The 14,373-nt window shown below is 49.7% G+C and carries 13 protein-coding genes; 2 read left to right on the top strand and 11 right to left on the bottom strand.

Annotated features, from left to right (window positions below; translation table 11 throughout):
* Window positions 1-43: 43 nt before the first annotated feature.
* On the bottom strand, window positions 44-877 hold the full coding sequence (gene eutC, locus BFC17_RS04370) for an ethanolamine ammonia-lyase subunit EutC (protein WP_070175240.1): 834 nt from the start codon (window positions 875-877) through the stop codon (window positions 44-46).
* The gene (locus BFC17_RS04365) at window positions 874-2,274 is read right to left on the bottom strand and encodes an ethanolamine ammonia-lyase subunit EutB (protein ID WP_070175239.1); all 1,401 of its coding nucleotides are present in this window, start codon (window positions 2,272-2,274) and stop codon (window positions 874-876) included. The genes eutC and BFC17_RS04365 overlap by 4 nt, the downstream gene beginning before the upstream one ends.
* Before the next feature lie 159 nt (window positions 2,275-2,433).
* Here BFC17_RS04365 and BFC17_RS04360 point away from each other — a divergent pair, with 159 nt between their 5' ends.
* Window positions 2,434-2,781, top strand: a complete 348-nt coding sequence (locus BFC17_RS04360; protein WP_070175238.1) for a hypothetical protein — start codon at window positions 2,434-2,436, stop codon at window positions 2,779-2,781.
* Between the two features lie 453 nt (window positions 2,782-3,234).
* On the opposite strand, the gene BFC17_RS04355 is transcribed toward BFC17_RS04360, so the two are convergent.
* The 7 genes from BFC17_RS04355 to BFC17_RS04325 all read right to left on the bottom strand — a co-directional run bounded on the left by BFC17_RS04355 (window position 3,235) and on the right by BFC17_RS04325 (window position 10,034).
* The gene (locus BFC17_RS04355) at window positions 3,235-4,179 is read right to left on the bottom strand and encodes a transposase (RefSeq protein WP_070175237.1); all 945 of its coding nucleotides are present in this window, start codon (window positions 4,177-4,179) and stop codon (window positions 3,235-3,237) included.
* A 189-nt stretch (window positions 4,180-4,368) separates the two neighbouring features.
* On the bottom strand, window positions 4,369-5,559 hold the full coding sequence (locus tag BFC17_RS04350) for an amino acid aminotransferase (RefSeq protein WP_070175236.1): 1,191 nt from the start codon (window positions 5,557-5,559) through the stop codon (window positions 4,369-4,371).
* A gap of 95 nt (window positions 5,560-5,654) precedes the next feature.
* Window positions 5,655-6,275, bottom strand: a complete 621-nt coding sequence (locus tag BFC17_RS04345; protein ID WP_070175235.1) for a YitT family protein — start codon at window positions 6,273-6,275, stop codon at window positions 5,655-5,657.
* A gap of 122 nt (window positions 6,276-6,397) precedes the next feature.
* The gene (locus tag BFC17_RS04340; protein WP_070175234.1) at window positions 6,398-6,853 is read right to left on the bottom strand and encodes an Lrp/AsnC family transcriptional regulator; all 456 of its coding nucleotides are present in this window, start codon (window positions 6,851-6,853) and stop codon (window positions 6,398-6,400) included.
* A gap of 43 nt (window positions 6,854-6,896) precedes the next feature.
* Complete coding sequence (locus BFC17_RS22500; RefSeq protein ID WP_070175233.1) at window positions 6,897-8,015, bottom strand: hypothetical protein; 1,119 nt, start codon at window positions 8,013-8,015, stop codon at window positions 6,897-6,899.
* Window positions 8,016-8,075: 60 nt separating this feature from the next.
* Window positions 8,076-8,666 (bottom strand): glycosyltransferase, encoded by a 591-nt coding sequence (locus tag BFC17_RS04330; protein ID WP_070175232.1) that lies wholly within the window; start codon window positions 8,664-8,666, stop codon window positions 8,076-8,078.
* 153 nt (window positions 8,667-8,819) lie between these two features.
* On the bottom strand, window positions 8,820-10,034 hold the full coding sequence (locus BFC17_RS04325; protein ID WP_083271572.1) for a glycosyltransferase: 1,215 nt from the start codon (window positions 10,032-10,034) through the stop codon (window positions 8,820-8,822).
* Between the two features lie 84 nt (window positions 10,035-10,118).
* Between BFC17_RS04325 and BFC17_RS04320 the strand changes: the two genes are divergently transcribed.
* Window positions 10,119-10,769, top strand: a complete 651-nt coding sequence (locus BFC17_RS04320; protein ID WP_070175231.1) for a sulfotransferase family 2 domain-containing protein — start codon at window positions 10,119-10,121, stop codon at window positions 10,767-10,769.
* Here BFC17_RS04320 and BFC17_RS04315 read toward each other — a convergent pair.
* Both BFC17_RS04315 and BFC17_RS04310 read right to left on the bottom strand, forming a co-directional pair.
* On the bottom strand, window positions 10,766-13,471 hold the full coding sequence (locus tag BFC17_RS04315) for an HAD-IC family P-type ATPase (protein WP_070175230.1): 2,706 nt from the start codon (window positions 13,469-13,471) through the stop codon (window positions 10,766-10,768). The genes BFC17_RS04320 and BFC17_RS04315 overlap by 4 nt on opposite strands.
* A 270-nt stretch (window positions 13,472-13,741) precedes the next feature.
* Complete coding sequence (locus tag BFC17_RS04310) at window positions 13,742-14,062, bottom strand: 2Fe-2S iron-sulfur cluster-binding protein (protein WP_070175229.1); 321 nt, start codon at window positions 14,060-14,062, stop codon at window positions 13,742-13,744.
* Between the last annotated feature and the right edge of the window lie 311 nt (window positions 14,063-14,373).

The following is a 14,373-nucleotide window of genomic DNA, read 5'->3' as shown; positions in this document are numbered from 1 at the left end:
CTAAATTCCTTGTATGGGCTAACGGACTGATGCTAACAGCTTTTTAGTTTTTTTTGGAGGTTAATAAAAACACTTTGTCGTTTGTTCCATCGGTCAGTACATCGTCACCATAGCGGTCTTTTAAGCCGATTCCGCTTAACTGTTTCGCACGGGCATTTTCCAGCAAATGGATGCAACGCTTAGCCGCTTTATCCGGTGCCAGCCCTTCGGGTCGTACATTGGAAATACAGTTACGCCTGGCATCATCACAGCCACGTTCAGGCGACCAGGTAAGATAGACGCCAAGGCTATCAGGCGAACTTAACCCCGGCCGTTCGCCAATCAGTACCACCACCATTTTAGCGTTAAGGGCAACGGCAATATCATCACCAACCGCCACCCTGCCTTGTTCTACCAGAGTCACCGGCGCTAGCGACCAGTCGGGCTTACTGCTTTCCAGTTCTGCCAGTAAAGCAGTTAAAAACGGCACGCTTTGTTGCATAACGGCGGTGGCAGATAAGCCATCCGCAATCACTACCGACAGGTCATAACCTTCTTTATCACTGGCCTGCTGTAGAGTGTAAGTACTTGCTTCGTTGAGTTTTCGACCAAGATCCGGTCGCTGCAGGTACACATAGCGGTCCTGTGCTTCGCTGTGAACGCATAGCGGGTTCAACGGCGTGTTGTGATACTGTAGAGCGGCAAATTGTTTCAGGATTTCCTCCCGATCAAGCGGGCTGTGCACCGCATCAATTGCCTGTGCATGGGCCAGCTGAAACTTCAGCAATTCACTGGTGGGTAAGCTGGTTCCGGCGCGGCCAAGGCCAATTCGCGCCGCAGTGAGCTGGCGCAACTGCTGCCAACTGTCGGTATGCAGGTGCTGTTCTTCTTTACTCATAACTTGCCTCCTGCGCCTGACAACGCCGCGGCAAATCGGCCGGGAAGTTTATCGGCCAGTAACTGGTTACCGCTCTCGGTAAAGATTTTCTGTTGCTTTAACCAGGTGTCAAACTCCGGTGCCGGGCGTGCCCCAAACAACTGGCGAATATACAGCGCGTCGTGAAATGAGGTGGTCTGGTAGTTCAGCATAATGTCATCAGAGCCTGGTATGCCCATAATAAACTGGCAACGGGCACTGGCCAGCAGGGTAAGCAGCGTATCCATATCGTTCTGGTCGGCCTGGGCATGATTGGTGTAGCAAATATCGCAGCCCATGGGTAATCCCAGCAGTTTGCCGCAAAAGTGATCTTCCAGGCCCGCCCGGATAATTTGCTTCCCATCAAACAGGTATTCGGGCCCGATAAACCCTACCACCGTATTAATTAACAGAGGATCGAGTGCTCTGGCCAGGCCGTAGGCGCGGGTTTCGCAGGTTTGCTGGTCAACTCCGTGATGGCCATTGGCCGAGAGCGCACTGCCCTGACCGGTTTCAAAGTACATCACATTGTCGCCTACAGAACCTCGTTTAAGCGAAAGCGCCGCTTCACGAGCCTCTTGTAACAGCGCCAGCGACACGCCAAAGCTCTTATTGGTGATCTCCGTGCCGCCAATAGACTGAAACACCAAATCCACCGGCGCGCCACGCTCTACGGCTTCAATAGTGTTAGTGACATGGGTGAGCACGCAGGACTGAGTAGGTATTTCATAACGAGAAATCAGTTCATCCAGCATGTTTAGCAGTTTGATGGTTTGCGCCACGTCGTCGGTTGCCGGGTTAATGCCAATTACCGCATCGCCACTACCGTACATCAGGCCATCAAAAATAGAGGCTGCAATGCCGTTGAGATCATCCGTGGGGTGATTAGGCTGTAAGCGCGTAGAGAAATGCCCGGGCACCCCGATGGTATTACGAAACGCAGTGATCACCTCGCACTTACGCGCCACCAGAATAAGATCCTGATTGCGCATTATCTTGCTCACCGCCGCGACCATTTCTGGCGTTAATCCTAAGCACACATCCTGTAAAATCCTGGCATCGGTCGACTCCAGTAACAGCCAGTTACGCAACTCGCCCACGGTTAAATGGGCTACCGGAGCAAATGCCTCTGCGTCATGAGTATCGATGATGAGGCGGGTGACTTCGTCCTGTTCGTAGGGAATCACAGTTTCGTTAAGGAAGGTTTTTAATGGCAGGTCAGCAAGCACCATTTGCGCTACCACGCGCTCTTCTGCGGTGGCGGCGGCAACGCCAGCGAGCTGGTCTCCCGAACGCAGCGGCGATGCTTTTGCCATTACCTCGGCTAAATCCTTAAACCGATAATTTAGCTGGCCAAGTGTGTAGCAATATCCTGCCATAGCAACTCTCCCTGTGAGTGAGCACAGTGCCATCATGCCCGCGCATCGGTATATTTGCAATTGCACCGAAGCGACAGGTTTCCCTTACAGGTGGCACATTCCGCCAATTTACTGTTTAATTACTGTTCAAAACAAGGATTTGACGATTAGGAAGTCATTATGAAAACGCTACTATCCATATTATTTCTCACTGCCAGCCTGGTTTTTTGCATGATTGGCCAGGCAAACGCAGACGAGCATGGCACGAAAAATTTAGATTCTGCATTATTTGGCTACTGGTATGGCGAAAACATTCCCATACCCATTGATGGCAAAATGGTTAATAGCCGGTTTTCCTACTTCTTTTTAGAAAACGGACAGATGTTAATGGGTCCGGAAATAGCGGTAGAAAAGGTAATGAAGAATCATCAGGACACCACCTCACCAGAAAGGATAGCTGTGGGACAGGCACTAAATAATCCCCAGGGCACCACCTCTTCAGAAAGCGATGTAAAGACAGGCACTTAGACCGTAGAGGACAATTTACTGCTGGTTAAATGGGACAACGGTGCCAACACTAAACGCCGTTACGGGATAAACGGCAATGTTTTGGAAATGCTTAACAGTAAAGGTGATGTGGTTGCCGCTTACCGCCGCTAAGGCCTTCACATTATTGCGAAACCCCGTTCCTTTTCTTACTAGGACAGGCATAGTTAAATATTTGCAAACGCACCGAATCGACATGCCCCCCTTATTTTAGGACAGGCACTAGTGAACCGCGTCAAATAGAGTTTCTTCAGCTAAGAGAATTAGGCCGTTGTTTGGTGTATTTTTATATTTCTGAGGATGAAATTAAGGCACTTGATCTTGCAGAAGCGGCAAGGCTGGCATGTTTCCGCGCCCTGCACTTAGTGTCTGGCGATGTGGAATGAAACAGTGTTGATTAAATACTGTGGTTTGACTCAACAGGCCATGATAGTGCTAACCGTGGTATTTATGTTTTTGGCGTTGCGTCGTTAATTTTTCAATACTTACTGATGATTTAAACTCAGTCTCGATCCCGGTTATCATCTTGTTCCAATCACAGTTTTCTAGCCCAACTCTTGTTAGTATCGGGGAAGCTGTATTATCAATTTTCCCATTTCTTCCAGGGTGGAAATGCCGTCCTGACAGTTCAACCAGTTGAATATAATCTTCTACCCGAAAAGGGAGGCCGTCAGGCATGTTATTACTTGGATTGCCTGCGAGAGGAAGTAATTGCTCCGGTTGTCGATTTGACCTGGCTGCCTTGATTCGTTTTTGAATGCTTGTGTGCGCTGATGCTTCTGGTGTATCAGCCAAACAGGCGCGTACAGGATTTAAGTCAACATACGCCATGCAAGCGGTTAAAGAGGCTTCATCCAGAAGCGCCTGTGACTTAAACCGACCTTCCCAGAAATGACCTGTACACTCGTCTTCTTTATTAGCCCGACGGGCGATGAATTCGTTAAGCAACCGCATAAACCAACTGATGTCATAAAGCCGCTGCCGGTAAATTTCAGCCAGGCTTGTCACGGTTTCAATTTCAGCTTCAGTCAAAGAATTGCATTGAGCAGGGTCTATGTAGCGTTGAGACAATAACATACCTTTGTAGAGCCTGTGCCATCGTCTGATGATGTCTTTAACACTTAATGCATCGGCCTTTTGCTTATTGATGCGTAAGACCACATGGGTATGGTTGCTCATTACCGCATAAGCGCATACATCAACACAAAATACCTCTGCCAGAAACAACAACCGGTCTTCTACCCATTGCCTGCGATGCTCGTAGCTCTTACCTGTTATTTCGTCCTTTCCACACAAATATGCCCGTCGCACACAGCGGGAAACACAATGGTAGTAAGGGGTATCTGCAAGATTGATAAGGGCTTTACGAGGTCTGGGCACATTGTTTCACTAAACTAGAAAAGTTGTGTGTTAATTGTGCCAGCACCAAGGCAAAATCCAACTGCCCATGGGTCTAGTGAGTGACTGTCCTTGTAAAATGACTAAATCCAACTGACCATGAGTCTAGCGAGTGACTGTCCTTGTAAAAAGGGGGGAGGGCTTTACGTTTTAGCAAAGCCCCGTTCTTGTTTAGCACACTGCCGCAAACGCTTTTGCGGTGGCATCGATGTTACGGCTGTTCAGGCCTGCAACACACATACGGCCGCTGGCAATCAGGTACACGCCAAACTCGTCTTTTAAGCGTTTGATTTGCTCAGGGCTGAAGCCCGTGTAGCTGAACATGCCTACCTGTGCGGCCAGATAGCTGAAATCCACATCAGGACGCAGCTCACCGAGTTTTTCGACCAGTTGCTGGCGCATGGAGTGCATGCGCTCACGCATGGCTTCCAGCTCAGTTTGCCATTCGTTGGTCAGCGCTTCACTGCCCAGAACATGGTTAACCAAACGGGCTCCGAACGACGGTGGCGTTGAGTAGTTAGTACGCACGGTAAACTTAAGCTGGCCCTGCACATTCTCTGCCGTTGCCGATGACTCACAAACCACATACAGCGCGCCGACCCGCTCACTGTAAAGCGAGAAGATTTTCGAGAACGACTGCGCCAGTAAAAACGGCTGGCCGGTTTCTGCCATCAGTTGAATCGCTTTTGTATCTTCGGTTAAGCCAAAACCGAAGCCCTGGTAGGCCATATCGAAAAATGGCAGCAGGTTTCGCTTTACAACGATTGCCACAACTTGTTGCCATTGCTCAGTCGTCAAATCGATACCCGTTGGGTTGTGACAGCAAGGATGCAACAACACCACAGCCTGTTCTGGTAACTGGTTTAAATCGGCCAGCATACCTTCGAAATCCAGTACTTTGGTTTCCGGATTGTAGTAACGGTAAGTATTTACCTTAAAGCCCGCGCCTTTAAAAATAGAATGATGATTTTCCCACGTCGGGTTACTTACCCACACCTCTGAATCGGGGAAATAACGCTTTAACAGGTCCGCGCCAACCTTCAGTGCGCCGGAACCACCCAGGCTCTGGGTTGATGCTAAGCGACTGTCCACTAATGGCAATGCATCACCAAAGGCCAGCGATTTAACCGCAACACGGTAATCCGGCAAACCATCCATTGGCAGGTATACCGGCGAAGCAGGAGGATTTGCCGCCGCCCAGGCCTTAGCGGTGTTTACACAGTTGAAGTCCGGCACCTTACCGTCTTCATCAAAGTAAAACCCGATGGTGAGGTTTACTTTGTCCTCACGGGGATCCTGCATGAATTGTTCAACCAGCGAGAAAATCGGGTCGCCGGCATAGGCATCGACATGTTCAAACATAGTAATTCCTTTGAGTAACCGCCTCTTGGGGCTGGTTTTTAACTAAGCTATTGGCCAGCGCTTAAGCCTGGCCCAACGTAAGCTGCTACCGTCGCTTACGCCAAATAACGGTCTTTGCGGTGGTTAAGCGCAATCAGTATGTTTAACACTACCGCACCAAGCACCGAGGCAATCAGGGCCGGAATGCTCACCACGAAAAACGCAGCACACACCACCAGCACATCTACACCCATTTGCAGATACCCCGCGCGGAAGCCGGTTTTATCCTGAATGTAAAGTGCCAGAATCGTTACACCACCCAGGCTTGCACCATGGCGAAACAATACCACAAAGCCAGTGCCCATGAGCAGATTTCCGAACAAGGTTGCGTAGAATAAATTCAGTTCGCCAAACTGAATAAATTCGGGGTGAATTTGGGTAAACAGAGAAACCAGCGACACGGTAGCAAAGGTTTTAAGAGTAAACAGCACGCCCATTTTCTTAACCGCGAGTACATAAAACGGAATGTTAACCAGAAAGAAGGCCAGACCAAAGGACATGGGTGACAGGTAATCAATGAGGAACGCCATGCCTGCGGTGCTGCCGGTCAGCGCGCCTACTTCGCGCAATAAAATAGCGCCAAAAGAAACCAGTATGGTACCGGTGATGAGGGCCAGAACATCTTCTACCCAACTGTGCCGAATGGAATTCGGCTGACTGATTACTGCTTCGCTCATGCTATTACCCACGGATTGACTAAGAACTAAACCGTGAGAAATATAGCACAAAAACAATCATATTATGCAATAAAAACAATTTATTTGCGCATATTGTGCGTTGAATTGACATTTTCAACTTATTACAACCATACCCCGTCTTCTTTAAGCCGTTCCAGCACCACCGCCGTTCTGATATGCCCCACGGTTTTATGCGCTGCCAGATTACTGATTAACTCAGACAAATCGCTCAGCTCAGCCACCGCAACCTTAAGAATAAAGTCGGCATTGCCGGTAGTTTTGTACATGTCCAGAATGGCCGGAGTTTGTTTTACCAGCTCATAAAAAGCGCTGACCGCATCGGGCGCAGCCTCTGCCAGGGTGATCTCAAGGATAGAGGAGATATCCAGATTCAACGCCGCGGGCGAAATGCGGGCGCTGTAACCAATGATGTATTTTTGCTGCTCCAGATGGATACGGCGGCGGGAAATCTGCGAGGCAGACAGCCCCACCAGCTCACCCAGCTCCTGATTAGTCAGACGCCCGTTCTGGCGCAGCAATTTCAGGATCTGTTTATCGTAATCGTCTATATCATGCATACTTTGTGCAAATTCCAGGGCAATTAATCATTATTGTGCAAGCTTAGCGCGAAAAGGCTATTAAATCATGCAGAGTATTAATCGACGGCAACTGGTGCTCCGGCTGATAGAACAAGCGGTTTAAACGCCCGAGGAAATTGACCTTACGATTGGGATCCTGAGGTTTTACCCGGTGCTCGCTGCTGGTTTGCAAAAATTCCTGTGGGCGCAGATTCAGTTCACGAATTTCCTCGGTGGTAATGCCCTGCGCATAAACCGTACTTAATATACGTTCGGTTTTGCTTTCCATAATGGGCATGATGTCAGCTGCATAGAGCTCGCTGATAGGATCACCAATGGCTGACAGCGAGTGATTGATGGCCGCCCACAGTTCATCATGGCTGTAATGGGCATCCTCAGGCGCATAATACCCCATCACTTCCCATTCAAACTCGGCATTGCTGGCGGCAATAGAGCTTTCCGCTTCAGGAGAAAACGACAAATCGGGTCTGGCACCAATATTGTAGGCATCCACCGACAAACCAATACAGATAACCAAATCGCCCATCACCGCAGGGTTTTGATACAGGGCTTCGAACGCAGCGCGCTTAACCCCCATCCAGCCATAAATCAGCGGTTTTTGCTGAGCAAAATGACGCACTTCATGGGGTAAATCCTCGCCGTATTTTCTGATCAGCAAGGGTAATGGATCGGCCTCTAACTGACTTTCCGGCACCCACACTTCGTATTCCAGGCGATTATCAGCTTTCCCACGGCTCTTAATACCATAAGAGAGGTTTACCGGCCGACAAATACTGCGATCTTCATCAACGCGATGGAAGTATTCTGAGCGTAAGCGCTTGATAAATGGCGCATCTAATCCGGCAAGCGCCGCTGTGGGATAGCGGTAGCCGCAGTCGCTGTCATTTACAATGGTGAGACCAGGAACACGCTCAAGCAGCGCTTGTTTCAGGCCTTTAAACACATTGTAATCGGGCAAAATAATGCTGCGCTCCGGTTCAATGGTAAAACGTTCACCGGTTTCGCTGATAAATTTGGGCGTTTTACTGAACTCGTAGTTATCGAGACCTAACTGCTCCGCGATGGCGCAGTCTCTTAAGCGGGCAATCTCCAAAAACAACGCTTCGTGATTGCGAATATGTTTTAACAGCGGTCGTTCCATTTACTCAACATCTGATTATCTGAAGCCTGTTAATCAGTCTGCCAGAAATAGCACCATAGGTTAAGCACTTAAGTAACGGGCAGGATTAGCGCTACAAACGCCGTCACATTGCCAGCGGGTGAGCACCGCGATATACCGGCGAACCGTCAGATCATGATAAATAGGATCGTACAGGGTTTTAACTTTTGATTTTGGCAGATGGGTTATTCCCCGCAGTTGTTGTTCAGCGTCCCGGGACATCGTAATGACGCCCGACGTGTAACCGTACAACAAACGAATAAAGCCATCCCGTAAGCGGTGCCCCCCGAGCGCGTAATCAGTAGTGTTAAATAGTCCCACTACATTTCCCTGCAGGCCGCTAAGCAGGTTGGCCATAGACGCCGCCTGAATGACCTGGTGCTGCACTGCCAGCAACAACTGCCCGGGATGCCCATGCATATAACGTTTGAGTTCGGGCACTGCCAGCCAGGGATTGTCAGCTCTTAGGTACTGAACCTTTAAACAAGGGTGATCAACGGAATAAAACGGACATTTTTCGCCACTGCCTACCAGCAATACATCCACTTTAACGCCGCGATTAATCAGCGCTTCGATGATATGCAGCGTAATGGTTTCGCAGCTGTTGTCACATTGGTTTTCCGCATACGACATAACTATCGCAAGGTGCGTAAGAGAATGATGAGCTATGTTCGGCATGCTAACCTGACCAGTTTTGGGTTACTCCACATACACAGAGTTAAGCACATTTACCCGGCCAGATCATTAACATTTTTATAACAATTTATACTGCAGCAAAAAATTTTCTTAAGAATCAAAGCTCCGTGCTTTATTGTCACTCGTTTCGGGCTGACTATCTGATTGGTGCAAGCGTCTTAGCAAGGCAATGTAGCGAGCCACGGCTACGTCCTGATGAAACTTATGTACGGCCGCTTGCAGCGTATTTGCCGGGAGAGGATTGTTGAGCGTATCCAGCATTGCTGCGGCCAGTAATTCACTCTCTCCACGAGGCACAACCCTACCTGTCTCTCCACCTCGCAATGTTTCTGTCACATCACCCACATCGGTAGAAACGCACGGTACGCCCAGGGCAAGGCACTCGGTAAGGACCGTAGGAGAACCTTCCCAGTCGGAGGAAAGTACAAATAAATCAGCGCGCCGCATCTCTGCATAAGGGTTTGCAATAAAGCCATACAGCGACACCTGCTCGCTGATACCCAGAGTGTTGGCAAGTTCTTCGAGGGCCTGACGCTGGGGTCCCTCGCCAAAGATGATTAGCCTGACAGGTAATGAGCGCCGGACTTCGGCAAATGCCCGCAGTAATAAAGCAAAGTTTTTCTGTGGAGATAAACGCCCGGCAGCCACAATCACCGGCAAGGTTTTATTTACTAGCCAGGGATGCGATGCTGGCAAACGGGCTTTTTGCAGCAGCGCCGGGGTTACCACAGGGTTTGCCAGCACGGTAACCTTGCTTGCTGGCAGGTTAGTGATAGCAACCAAAGATTGCGCTGCGTCTGCAGACACTGCGATCACGCCGCCGGTGTAACTGTACAATCTTCGCATTAATGCAAAGCGGATTTGCTGTGCAATGGCAGGCCGGTTAGCCAGTCCCACCTGCATATTATTGTGCAGTTGTCCTATTACCCTGCTCTTACTACCCGCCAGTTTACTGGCCAGTGCAGCAGCCTGAATAGCCCGGTCTTTCACGGCCAGTAATAATTTATCCGGATGCTGCTGTAAGTAGCGCTTAATTTCAGGGATGGCCAGAATGGCGCTGCTGGCACTGAGTTTAGTTACGGTTAGCAGCGGATGAGAAACCAGCTTAGCAAAATGCGGCCCGCGGGTTTTCAGCAGTAGCAGGTCTACCTTTACACCGGCGTTTACCAGCCCTTCAACCAAATGATTGGTGATCACCTCTACTCCGCCACTGCCAGAGTAAGACACCAGAATAGCCAGATGCGTGAGTGACTGTCCATTCACCTCATTCACCTCCAGTGGTTGTTCCTTTACCTGTGAATTCATAGCAACCGGTGTGACTGTCCTTAATATGTCATATTTGCATCGTATCGTTTTAATTAAACAAATTTATGACAACGCCCCTATTTCATGCTGCTTTCCCACAAACATCAGTTTCTCTTTGTTCATATTGCGAAAACCGGCGGCACCAGTGTGCGCGATGCGCTGTCGCAATACCGCTGGGATGCCCGTTATGGTTTGCCGCAGTTTGTGGTTAATAAACTGAGTCAGCTGTGCGGTCATAAACTGGGATGTCGATTTCCACGGCACAGTAAGGTGATTGCAGCCAAAGAAATGCTGCCAGCGGAGTATTTTACCGCACTGTATAAATTTGCCTTTGTTCGCAACCCCTGGGATTTGCAGGTAAGTTCTTACCACCACATTAAACGGGAGCGCCCACACCTGGTGGAAGGCTTTGCAAACTTCGACAGTTTTATGCGCTACAAGCTCGACCCTGAACGCTCTTATCAGTATCACATCGACACATCCATGCAGTTACAAACCGATTATCTGGTCGATTTGCACGGCACTCTATGTATGGATTTTATTGCTAAATACGAGTCGCTGCAGGACGATTTCAATACCATTTGTCAGCATCTTAACCTGCCTCTGGTCACGCTGCCCCATAAACGTAAAGCTACCGACCGGGCTAGTTATCACAGCTATTACTCAGACGACCTGGCAGAACAAGTCGGCACGCGTTTTAAGCGCGACATCGACTTGCTCAACTATCAGTACTAGTGGTGTTTGCCAGTCAGCGACAGCCGGACTATTTTTTCCAGTTCAAGCAAAATAAGCATGGCGATGCCAGTCAGCACAATCACCAGATTATCCGTTAAAGTCGGCGAGTGGGTGCCAAACACGGCTTGTAATGGGGCTATATAGGAAATCGCCAGTTGTGCCAACACCACCACGCCCACGGCTGCCCACACCACTTTGGTCCCCTTGATGCCCTGCAGGGTAATAGAGCGTAGGTTCATGGTGCGAACAAAAAACAAATAGAATATTTCCAGCCCCACCAGCATGTTCATTGCCAGGGTTCGCGCATACTCCACATCATGGCCCGCAGCAATGGCATAGCGGTAAATGCCAAACACGGCTAAAAAGAACAGCGTACCCACCAGCAGTATCTGCCAGACCAGCGCCGGCTGAATGAGTGCCTGTCCACGTGGGCGCGGTGGCTTTTTCATTGTGGCGGCATCGGTGGGCTCAAAGGCCAGCGCCATACCCAGCGTAACGGCGGTGATCATGTTCACCCACAAAATTTGCACCGGGGTAATGGGATAAGGCAAACCAGCCAGCAGTGCCACGATAATTGTGAGTGCTTCCCCCGCGTTAGTCGGAAGGGTCCAGCTCACCACTTTTTTAATGTTGGCGTAAACCGTTCTGCCCTGCTCCACTGCAGCCGCGATAGAAGCAAAATTATCATCGGCCAGCACAACCTCAGCAGCTTCTTTGGCTGCCTCGCTACCTTTGAGACCCATGGCAACGCCGGCATCCGCACGTTTTAGGGATGGCGCATCATTCACCCCATCGCCGGTCATCGATACAGTGAGACCCAAAGACTGTAATGCCATGACCAAACGTAATTTGTGTTCCGGCGTAGTACGGGCGAACACGTCGGTGTGCTGCACCGCCTCTTTGAGTTCTTCATCACTGAGCCTATCGAGCTCTGAGCCAGTGAGCACTTTATCGGTATGGGTTAACCCCAGTTGTTTGCCAATAGCCTGCGCGGTTACACCGTGGTCACCGGTAATCATCTTGACCTGAATGTTAGCGTTCAGACAGGTTTGGACGGCTTTAATCGCTTCCTGCCGCGGTGGGTCAATTAACCCTACCAGACCAAGCAAACTCAAAGAGCCAGTTAAATCATCGGCCGAGAGTACCGTATGCTCAGCTTGCACAGGCCGCTGCGCAACAGCCAGCACACGCTGTCCCTGCCGGGCCATGGCCTCTGCCTTAGCTGTCCATAGTGAAATATCCAGGGTTTGTTCGCTGCCATCAGCGGCTTGCTGCGCCTTACACAGCGCTAACACCACCTCCGGCGCGCCTTTTACCAAAATAGCGCCATGCCCATTGTGGTCGTGATTAAGCGTAGCCATATACTGGGTGGTCGAATCAAAAGGCAACACATCGGTGCGCCGCCACAGGGCTTTAAAATCCTCACCCTCATCAAAAGTGGCCTTGCCAGCAAAACTCACCAGCGCCGCTTCCATAGGATCGCCTTCAAAGCTCCAGCTATCGTTGCGATGGTGTATTTCGGCATCGTTGCACAAAGCACAGGCGCGGGCGACCTCCTGCAACAGCGGTTGCTCCGCGGTATGCACAGGCTTACCGTTAAACAACACATCACCAATAGGCTCGTAGCCTTCGCCATCCACGTCGTAATCATTCGCCGCGGTCTGCACGCTCACCACCATCATCTCGTTGCGGGTGAAGGTGCCGGTTTTATCAGAACAAATCACCGAGACTGAACCTAAGGTTTCGATGGCCGGTAACACACGCACTATCGCATTGCGTTTTGCCATTGCCTGTACACCCACCGCCAGTGTTATGGTGAGTACCGCCGGCAGTCCTTCCGGAATCGCTGCTACCGACAACCCCACCACCGCCAGGAACAAGTCAGTGAAGGGCTGATCCAGTAATAACGTGCCAACCAGCAGCAATATAACCGCAACGGTCAGAATAAAGCCTGTGATCCACCTGGCCAGCACATCCATTTGCTCCACCAGCGGTGTTGTGAGCTTTTGTACGTCTGACAGCATACCGCCAATCCGGCCGATTTCGGTATTACCGCCGGTCGCCACCACCAGCCCTTTTGCCTGTCCAGCCGTTACCGTGGTGCCGCTGAATGCCATACACTGGCGATCGCCCAAGGCTGCGTTTTCCGCCACTGCGGTAACTTGCTTTTCTACCGGTAAGGACTCGCCGGTGAGCAAACTTTCCTGAATAGCCAGGCTGTGGCTACTGAGTAAACGAATATCCGCGGGCACCTTATCGCCCGCCTCAAGTAATACCACGTCGCCGGGCACCAGTTCTTCACCGGCAACGGTGCGACGTTTGCCATTGCGGATCACCGCGGCTTTGAGCGCCAGCATCTGGCGAATAGAGTCCATGGCCTTTTCAGCCTTGCCTTCTTGCATCACACCAATAATGGCGTTAACAATCACTACGGCAAAAATAACTGCGGTATCTATCCAGTGCTGCAAAAAGGCGGTAAGCACACCGGCAATGATAAGTACAATCACCAACAAGTTAGCGAACTGCTTTAAAAATCGGGTTAATGAGCTGGCCTGGGGGGCCTCAGGTAGCTTGTTGGGGCCAACACTCGCTAACCTTTCACTCACCTGTTCCTGAGTGAGGCCGGCGGGATCGGCATTCAGAGCTAAGATAGCCTCCTCAGAGGAAAGCGCGTGCCATTGGGGTTGCTGTTCATCGGTCATAAATACTCCCGTAAACACATTAGTGGCATGACTACAAAAGGAAAGCTGTTTTACAACCTCCTTTTTTGCCAGAGAGGATAGTAATAACCTACTAAGGTTACAGCCAAAAGATACTGATATGTATCAATGATACATTCGCCTGCTATGGATTTACCGAAGACTGGTTGCAGGTAATTAAGTGGCGGGACTAAAACGCAGCGATAAAACGAGTGCTGTACAACACAAAAGGGAGGCCTTAAGCCTCCCTTACGGATTCGAAATAACGTGTTATTACCATTCACTCTCTGGCACATGTACCACGATACCATCAAGCTCTTCGGTCATGGTAATCTGACAAGACAAACGACTGTTCGCAACAGGCTCGATGGTACTTTCCATCATCTCCCTTTCGTCTTCATCTGCCGTTCCTACTTTACCAATCCAGGCATCATCAATAATGCAGTGGCAGGTTGCACAAGAACAGCTGCCGCCACAGGTGGCAACGATTTCTTCGATTTCGTTTTCAATCGCCGCCTGCATAATGGATTCGCCTTCTATAGCATCAACCACTTTAATGCTCTCGTCAGGCAGAATAAACGTAATATTTGGCATAATCATACTCCTGTCAGACAACATAGAGCTGTCTGCTATCTTGTTAATCAATTGGCCGACGCGACTTATCCACTCCGGATTCATCAGTAAACTGCTTACAGGCCGTCTTCAAAAGTCAGGCATAATTAATGGTATGTAACCCTCATTGCACGCCAAAACATTTTGTTTTGCACCCATACTAAACCAATCTAAATTATGATCCAAACAAATTTGTACATAATTTTTACATTATTCAAAATAAACAAGAATTTAAAAAGTTAAAAATAGATCAATCATTACTTCAGCCCAGTAAGATTAATCGCAAGCCCACC

The sequence above is a fragment of the Marisediminitalea lipolytica genome (assembly GCF_001758465.1).
GTDB classification, from domain to species: domain Bacteria; phylum Pseudomonadota; class Gammaproteobacteria; order Enterobacterales; family Alteromonadaceae; genus Alteromonas; species Alteromonas lipolytica.
Note: the sequence above shows the minus strand (reverse complement) of the source record. Positions and strands in the feature narration are given on the sequence as shown.

Excerpts from the sequence above, each read along its gene's own strand:
- BFC17_RS04345 (WP_070175235.1), bottom strand. The coding sequence starts at position 6,275 with ATGAGCGAAGCAGTAATCAGTCAGCCGAATTCCATTCGGCACAGTTGG.
- BFC17_RS04360 (WP_070175238.1), top strand. The coding sequence starts at position 2,434 with ATGAAAACGCTACTATCCATATTATTTCTCACTGCCAGCCTGGTTTTT.
- BFC17_RS04320 (WP_070175231.1), top strand. The coding sequence starts at position 10,119 with ATGCTGCTTTCCCACAAACATCAGTTTCTCTTTGTTCATATTGCGAAA.
- BFC17_RS04325 (WP_083271572.1), bottom strand. The coding sequence starts at position 10,034 with ATGAATTCACAGGTAAAGGAACAACCACTGGAGGTGAATGAGGTGAAT.
- BFC17_RS04330 (WP_070175232.1), bottom strand. The coding sequence starts at position 8,666 with ATGTCGTATGCGGAAAACCAATGTGACAACAGCTGCGAAACCATTACG.
- BFC17_RS04350 (WP_070175236.1), bottom strand. The coding sequence starts at position 5,559 with ATGTTTGAACATGTCGATGCCTATGCCGGCGACCCGATTTTCTCGCTG.
- BFC17_RS22500 (WP_070175233.1), bottom strand. The coding sequence starts at position 8,015 with ATGGAACGACCGCTGTTAAAACATATTCGCAATCACGAAGCGTTGTTT.
- BFC17_RS04310 (WP_070175229.1), bottom strand. The coding sequence starts at position 14,062 with ATGCCAAATATTACGTTTATTCTGCCTGACGAGAGCATTAAAGTGGTT.
- BFC17_RS04365 (WP_070175239.1), bottom strand. The coding sequence starts at position 2,274 with ATGGCAGGATATTGCTACACACTTGGCCAGCTAAATTATCGGTTTAAG.
- BFC17_RS04315 (WP_070175230.1), bottom strand. The coding sequence starts at position 13,471 with ATGACCGATGAACAGCAACCCCAATGGCACGCGCTTTCCTCTGAGGAG.
- BFC17_RS04340 (WP_070175234.1), bottom strand. The coding sequence starts at position 6,853 with ATGCATGATATAGACGATTACGATAAACAGATCCTGAAATTGCTGCGC.
- eutC (WP_070175240.1), bottom strand. The coding sequence starts at position 877 with ATGAGTAAAGAAGAACAGCACCTGCATACCGACAGTTGGCAGCAGTTG.